At 69.0% G+C, this 6,852-nt stretch carries 7 protein-coding genes; 2 read left to right on the top strand and 5 right to left on the bottom strand.

Annotated features, from left to right (window positions below):
- From ACWD01_RS32755 to ACWD01_RS32740, 4 genes are all read right to left on the bottom strand, one after another.
- Window positions 1-960 (bottom strand): amino acid ABC transporter permease (locus ACWD01_RS32755; RefSeq protein WP_451166983.1); only part of this gene is annotated, 960 nt, incomplete at its 3' end.
- Window positions 957-1,625, bottom strand: coding sequence for an amino acid ABC transporter permease (locus ACWD01_RS32750; RefSeq protein WP_451166981.1), 669 nt, complete (start codon window positions 1,623-1,625; stop codon window positions 957-959). The genes ACWD01_RS32750 and ACWD01_RS32755, both read right to left, overlap by 4 nt.
- A gap of 74 nt (window positions 1,626-1,699) precedes the next feature.
- Window positions 1,700-2,542, bottom strand: a complete 843-nt coding sequence (locus ACWD01_RS32745; protein ID WP_451166979.1) for a glutamate ABC transporter substrate-binding protein — start codon at window positions 2,540-2,542, stop codon at window positions 1,700-1,702.
- Window positions 2,543-2,612: 70 nt separating this feature from the next.
- Window positions 2,613-3,395: an amino acid ABC transporter ATP-binding protein gene (locus ACWD01_RS32740; protein WP_451166978.1), complete on the bottom strand. Its 783-nt coding sequence runs from the start codon at window positions 3,393-3,395 to the stop codon at window positions 2,613-2,615.
- A 288-nt stretch (window positions 3,396-3,683) separates the two neighbouring features.
- Here ACWD01_RS32740 and ACWD01_RS32735 point away from each other — a divergent pair, with 288 nt between their 5' ends.
- A complete protein-coding gene (locus ACWD01_RS32735) occupies window positions 3,684-4,385 on the top strand; it encodes a response regulator transcription factor (protein ID WP_451166976.1) in 702 nt (233 codons plus the stop codon).
- Between the two features lie 15 nt (window positions 4,386-4,400).
- On the top strand, window positions 4,401-5,798 hold the full coding sequence (locus tag ACWD01_RS32730) for a sensor histidine kinase (protein WP_451166974.1): 1,398 nt from the start codon (window positions 4,401-4,403) through the stop codon (window positions 5,796-5,798).
- Window positions 5,799-5,825: 27 nt separating this feature from the next.
- On the opposite strand, the gene ACWD01_RS32725 is transcribed toward ACWD01_RS32730, so the two are convergent.
- Window positions 5,826-6,833, bottom strand: coding sequence for a TAXI family TRAP transporter solute-binding subunit (locus tag ACWD01_RS32725; RefSeq protein ID WP_451166972.1), 1,008 nt, complete (start codon window positions 6,831-6,833; stop codon window positions 5,826-5,828).
- Window positions 6,834-6,852: the final 19 nt, after the last annotated feature.

Below are 6,852 nucleotides of genomic sequence, written 5' to 3'. Positions count from 1 at the left end.
AGGCAGATCAGCGGCGGTCCGTCGCCGGAGACGTGATAGGCGAGCAGAGTGCCGTCGGGTGCGCGGAAGGTGGCCATGGGCCGACCCTGTCAGCGCCCCGACGGGCTCCTCCGCGCCGCCGGGCGCGGTCAGCACCGCGCCGGTGCTCTTCTTGGCCTGGCGCAGCCTGCGCTCCAGCCACGAGGCGAAGGTGGTCAGGATCAGGTTGACGACGATGAAGATCAGGGCGACCACGATGAAGCTGGGGATGGTGTTCGCGTAGTTCGCGGACAGCGTGCCCTGCGCGCTGAGCAGCTCGGCGAAGGCCAGCAGCGCGCCGCCGAGTGCGGTGTCCTTGACGATCACGACAAGCTGGCTGACCAGCGCCGGCAGCATCGCGGTGACGGACTGCGGGAGCAGCACGTTCGTCATCGTCTGGCCCTTGCGCAGGCCGATGGCCTTCGCCGCTTCCGACTGGCCCTTGGGCAGCGACAGGATGCCGGCCCGGACGACCTCGGCGAGGACCGACGCGTTGTAGAGGACGAGGCCGGTGACCACCGCGTACAACGGGCGGACGTCGCTGCTGATGTTGGTGTAGCTCGAGTAGAACTCGTTCGCGAACAGCATCAGGAGCAGGACGGGAATGGCGCGGAAGAACTCCACGACCACGCCCGACGGGACGCGGACCCAACGGTGGTCGGAGAGCCTGGCGATGCCGAAGATCGCGCCCAGCGGCAGGGCGATCACCATGGCGAGGGCCGCTGCCTTCAGTGTGTTGGCGAGGCCGGGCAGCAGGTAGGTCGTCCAGGCCGGAGCCTCGGTGAACGGCTTCCACAGGGACCACTCGAGCTGTCCGTTGTCGGCCATGGTGCCCAGTACCCACCAGATGCCCAGGGCCAGCGCGGTGAGGAAGACAGCCGTGTAGATGATATTGCGACGCTTGGCGCGGGGGCCGGGAGCGTCGTAGAGGACCGATGTCATCGCTTCACCGCCATGCGCTTGCCGACCCAGCCGAGGATGAGGCCGGTGGGGAGGGTGAGGACCACGAAGCCGAACGCGAAGATCGCCGAGATGAGGACGAGCTGTGCCTCGTTCTCGATCATCTCCTTCATCAGCAGAGCCGCTTCCGCGACGCCGATGGCCGCAGCGACCGTGGTGTTCTTGGTGAGGGCGATCAGCACATTGGTGAGGGGGGCGATGACCGAGCGGAACGCCTGCGGAAGCACGATGGTCGTCAGGACCTGCGTGAAGCTCAGACCGAGAGCGCGTGCCGCCTCCGCCTGGCCGACCGGCACCGTGTTGATGCCGGACCGCACGGCCTCGCAGACGAAGGCAGCGGTGTAGGCCGAGAGCCCGAGGACCGCCAGCCGGAACGACAGCGCGTTGAAGTCGTCGGCCACCCCGAGCGTCATACCGAAGACATCGGCGAGGCCGATCGAGGAGAAGACGATGATCAGGGTCAGCGGGATGTTCCGGACCACGTTCACGTAGACCGTGCCGAACGCCCGCATCAGAGGAACCGGGCTCACCCGCATCGCGGCGAGGACGGTGCCGAGCACCAGGGAGCCGATTCCGGAGAGGACGGTGAGTTTCACCGTCATCCAGAACGCCCCGAGCAAGTCGTAACCTTCAAGAAAGTCGAACACGATCTCCCGCGCTTCCGCGTGTGGGAGGGCCGGGCGCGCCGCCCTCAGGGGCGGCGCGCCGTGTCAGCCCTGCTTCACTTGACGATGTTGCCGATTTCCGGGGCGGGCTCGTTCTTGTAGTTGGCCGGGCCGAAGTTGTCCGCCACGGCCTTGTCCCAGGCCTTTTCCTCGACCATCTTCTCGAGGGCGGCGTTGATCTTGTCGACCATCTCCTTGTCGCCCTTCTTGACGCCGATGCCGTAGTTCTCGTTGCTCAGCTTGAGGCCGGCGAGCTTGAACTTGCCCTTGTACTGCGGCTGTGCGGCGTAACCGGCGAGGATGGAGTCGTCAGTGGTCAGCGCATCGACCCGGCCGCTCTGGAGGGCACCGAGGCACTGGGAGTACGTGGGGTACTCCTGCAGCTGGGCCTTCGGGGCGAAGTCCTTCTTCACGTTCTGCGCGGAGGTGGAGCCGACGACCGAGCAGAGCTTCTTGCCGTTGAGGTCGTCACCCTTGGCGACGTTGTCGTCGGCGCGCAGCAGCAGATCCTGGTGGGCGAGGAGGTACGGGCCGGCGAAGTCGACCTTCGTCGCGCGCTCGTCGGTGATCGAGTACGTGGCGGCGATGAAGTCCACGTCGCCGCGGGCCAGCGCGGTCTCGCGGTCGGCGCTCTTCGTCTCCTTGAACTCGATGTCGCCCTCGGCGTAGCCGAGCTCCTTGGCGACGTACTTGGCGACGTCGACGTCGAAGCCGGTGAACGAGCCGTCCGGGGTCTTCAGGCCGAGGCCCGGCTGGTCGTACTTGATGCCGACCGTGATCTTCTTGTCGCCGCCGTCGGAGCCGGAGCCGCTCTCCTTGGTGTCGGAGCCACAGGCCGTGGCGGTCAGGGCGAGCGCGAACACGGTGGCCGAAGCGGTGGTGACCTTACGAAGGTTCATGATGACTTCCCTAAAATTTGACGCGAAGTGTCGGATCAGACGCGAAGTATGGAACCGGCTGATCCAGGACTCAGTGGTGAAGGATCTTCGACAGGAAGTCCTTGGCCCGGTCGCTGCGCGGGTTGTTGAAGAACTCGTCGGGCGTCGCCTCTTCGACGATCTTGCCGTCCGCCATGAACACGACCCGGTTCGCGGCGGATCGGGCGAAGCCCATCTCGTGTGTGACGACCACCATTGTCATCCCGTCACGCGCGAGCTGCTGCATGACTTCGAGGACCTCGTTGATCATCTCGGGGTCGAGTGCCGAAGTCGGCTCGTCGAAGAGCATGACCTTCGGGTCCATGGCCAGCGCCCGCGCGATCGCCACACGCTGCTGCTGGCCGCCGGAGAGCTGTGCGGGGTACTTGTCGGCCTGCGCGGCGACGCCCACCCGGTCGAGCAGCGCCCGGGCCTTGGTCTCCGCCACCTTCTTGTCGGCCTTGCGGACCTTGATCTGCCCCAGCGTCACGTTCTCCAGCACGGTCTTGTGCGCGAAGAGGTTGAACGACTGGAAGACCATGCCGACGTCCGCGCGCAGTCGCGCGAGCTCCTTGCCCTCGTGCGGCAGGGGCTTGCCGTCGATCGAGATGGCGCCGGAGTCGACCGTCTCCAGGCGGTTGATGGTGCGGCACAGCGTGGACTTTCCGGACCCGGAGGGTCCGATGACGACCACGACCTCGCCCCGGGCGATGGTCAGGTCGATGTCCTGGAGCACATGCAGCGCGCCGAAGTGCTTGTTCACGTTGCTCAGCACGACCAGATCGGCCGTGGGTACCGCGTCCTCGGCGTCCTTGGTCACTGACACTCCGCTCATCGGCTTCTTGCTCCGTCCTCCTCGGTTGGGAGGACCTTAGTCACGCACTGCGACCAGCGTCATTACATCTGAGGGGAAATTGAGCATAACGATCCGGCCTCAACCGGACACTATGCGTGAACGGGGTGGTGCACTGCGATACCGGGTGGATAACGGAACCATCCGGTGCCCCGATGCCTCTTGACTGGGCGCCGGGAAATCCGACTTGATGCCCTGTGGTGTGTCGCGGAACGGCCCGGACAACACCGCACGACCGAACCATGAACACCACACGACCGGAGGGGGGCCATGAGGCTGCTGCTCGTCGAGGACGACGACCACGTCGCCGCCGCCCTGTCGGCGGTGCTGGCCCGGCACGGCTTCGAGGTGGTGCACGCCCGTAACGGCGAGGAGGCCCTGCGGGCCGTCCTGCCTGCCACGGAACCGGGCAAGCCGCCCTTCGGCGTCGTCCTCCTGGACCTCGGCCTGCCCGACCAGGACGGTTACCAGGTCTGCGGCAAGCTCAGGAAGCTGACCTCCACGCCCGTGATCATGGTGACCGCCCGCTCCGACGTCCGCTCCCGTATCCACGGGCTCAATCTCGGCGCGGACGACTACGTGGTCAAGCCGTACGACACCGGGGAACTGCTGGCCCGGATCCACGCCGTCAGCCGGCGCACCGCGACCGACGACGCCGCGCCCGCCGCCGACGAGGCGCTGCGGCTGGGACCGGTCACCATCGAGCTGCCCACCCGCAGGGTCAGCGTGGACGGCACGGCCGTACAGCTCACCCGCAAGGAGTTCGACCTGCTGGCGCTGCTCGCCCAGCGCCCCGGTGTGGTCTTCCGGCGCGAGCAGATCATCAGCGAGGTGTGGCGCACCAGCTGGGAGGGCACCGGCCGCACCCTCGAAGTGCACGTGGCGTCGCTGCGCTCCAAGCTCCGGATGCCGGCCCTGATCGAGACCGTGCGGGGCGTCGGCTACCGGCTCGTCACGCCCGTCGGCGCGTAAGGTCCTCCGGCCCCGGTGCGTACCCGACTCCTTCCGCTGCTCATCGTGCTCATGGCCGGTGTGCTGCTGGCGCTCGGCTTTCCGCTGGCCGTGAGCGTCGCGGCGGCGGAGCAGCAGCGGGTCGTCGTCGACCGCATCGACGACACCGTGCGGTTCGCGGCGCTCGCCCAGTTCGTCACCGACCAGGCGCCCGCACCCGACGAGCGGCGTTCGACGCTCCAGGAGCAGCTCGACCGCTACCAGGACGTGTACGGGATCAGGGCGGGCGTCTTCTACCGCAGCGGCGACTCGATGGCCCGCGCCCCGGGCGACTGGTACCTGCCGCCGGACGGGGAGGGCCGCGCGGCGTTCCAGGAGGCGCTCACCGGCCGGCGCAGCCAGGACCCGCCGCAGGTGTGGCCGTGGCAGCGCGGCGAGCGGCTCGTCGTCGCCTCGCCCGTCGTACGGGACGGGGACGTCGTCGCCGTGGTGTTCACCGACTCGCCGACCGACCATCTGCGCTCGCGCGTCCTGCGCGGCTGGCTGCTGATCGTGGCCGGTGAGGGCGTCGCGATGCTCGTCGCGGTCGGCGCGGCCTTCCGCCTCACCGGGTGGGTGCTCAGGCCCGTACGCATCCTGGACGCCGCCACCCACGACATCGCGACGGGGCGCATGAACTCACGGGTCGCGGCCGGCAGCGGGCCGCCGGAACTGCGGCGCCTGGCCTGCTCGTTCAACGAGATGGCCGACAACGTCGAGGAGGTCCTCGAACAGCAGCGGGCCTTCGTCGCCGACGCCTCGCACCAGCTGCGCAACCCGCTCGCCGCGCTGCTGCTGCGGATCGAGCTGCTCGCCCTCGAACTGCCCGAGGGGAACGCGGAGGTCGCCTCCGTGCGTACGGAGGGCAAGCGCCTCGCCCGGGTGCTGGACGATCTGCTGGACCTGGCGCTGGCCGAGCACACCTCCGCGGAGCTGCGGCTCACCGACATCGGAGAGCTGGCCGCCGAGCGGATCACCGCGTGGCGGCCCCTCGCCGAGGAGAAGGGCGTCCTGCTGTCCTCCGAGACCGCCGCCGTCACCGCCTGGGCGGACCCCGTGGCGCTGTCCAGCGCACTCGACGCGGTGATCGACAACGCGCTGAAGTTCACCCCACAGGGTGAACAGGTGACGGTCGGCACCGCGTCGCAGGGCAACACGTCGACCATCGTCGTCGCCGACCGCGGGCCGGGCCTGACCGACGAGGAGCTGGCCCGGATCGGTGACCGCTTCTGGCGCAGCGGCCACCACCAGAACGTGAAGGGCTCGGGCCTGGGCCTGTCGATCTCGAGGGCGCTGCTGGCGGCGGGCGGCGGGTCCATCACGTACGCGCACCACGAGCCGCACGGTCTGAAGGTGACGCTCACGGTTCCGCGTACGCGGCCCGAGGACGCCTGAGCACCGGCGGCATCAAGGACTGACCGGTCAGGGCTTGACCGAGCGGTAGTAGCGCCGCGCGCCCTCGTGCAGCGGCAGCGGGTCCGTGTAGACGGCCGTCCGCAGATCCACGAGCTGCGCCGGGTGCACCGTGTTGCCGATGCGGTCCCGGCTCCTGATCACCGTGCGGGTGAAGCCCTCGGTCTGCGCCGGGCTCATGCGTTCCATGGTGACCAGCAGGTTCGCCACCGCCACCGTCTCGACTGGCTCGCCGCCCTGCGCCTGCGGGTAGGCGTCGGCCGGCATCACGGCGGAGCGGTAGTAGCTGGTCGGGTCGCCGGACGCGTGGAGTTTGGCGACCAGCTCGGGCCCCAGGGCGACCAGCCGGACGGGGAAGCGCTCGGACAGCTCCTGCACGGTGTTCGTGGGCAGTCCGCCGGACCAGAAGAACGCGTCGATGGCGCCCTTCTCCAGCTGTCCCGGCGCCGCGTTGATGCCGGAGGGGAACGGAGTGATGTCCCGCTCGGGATCGAGGCCCGCGGCCTTCATCAGCCGGTCGGCCACCAGCCGGATGCCGGAACCGTCCTGCCCGACGCCCACCGCCTTGCCCCGCAGGTCGTGCACCGACCGCACCGGGGAGTTCTTCGGCACGACGAGCTGGACGTAGTCGTCGTAGAGCCGGGCGCAGCCGCGCAGCCGGTCGGCTCCCGGGAGCCCTTGGCGCTTGTACGTCGCGACGGCGTCGGCGGTGGCGATGGTGAAGTCGGCCTCGCCGGACGCCACCCGCTCCAGGTTCTGCTGCGATCCCTCGCTGGTGCGCAGGTCTATCTCCACGTCCGGCATGTCCCGGGCCAGGGCTTCCTTCAGGAGCACGCCGTAGCGCTGGTAGACGCCGCTGTGCGACCCCGTGCTGAGCGTCAGCTTCCCGCTCGGTGACGACTGCCCCAGCGGCAGCAGCCACCACAGCAGCAGCCCGAGGACCACCAGGGCGGCCGCGGCACCCTGAAGGGCGCGGCGGCGGCCGAGGCGGGAGAGGACCGCGGGTGCCGGGAGCATGGCACGATCCTGCCAGCTT

The sequence above is a fragment of the Streptomyces sp. NPDC002835 genome (assembly GCF_053591995.1).
This window is presented reverse-complemented; position numbering and strand designations above follow the sequence as displayed.

Excerpts from the sequence above, each read along its gene's own strand:
- ACWD01_RS32740 (WP_451166978.1), bottom strand. The coding sequence starts at position 3,395 with ATGAGCGGAGTGTCAGTGACCAAGGACGCCGAGGACGCGGTACCCACG.
- ACWD01_RS32745 (WP_451166979.1), bottom strand. The coding sequence starts at position 2,542 with ATGAACCTTCGTAAGGTCACCACCGCTTCGGCCACCGTGTTCGCGCTC.
- ACWD01_RS32725 (WP_451166972.1), bottom strand. The coding sequence starts at position 6,833 with ATGCTCCCGGCACCCGCGGTCCTCTCCCGCCTCGGCCGCCGCCGCGCC.
- ACWD01_RS32735 (WP_451166976.1), top strand. The coding sequence starts at position 3,684 with ATGAGGCTGCTGCTCGTCGAGGACGACGACCACGTCGCCGCCGCCCTG.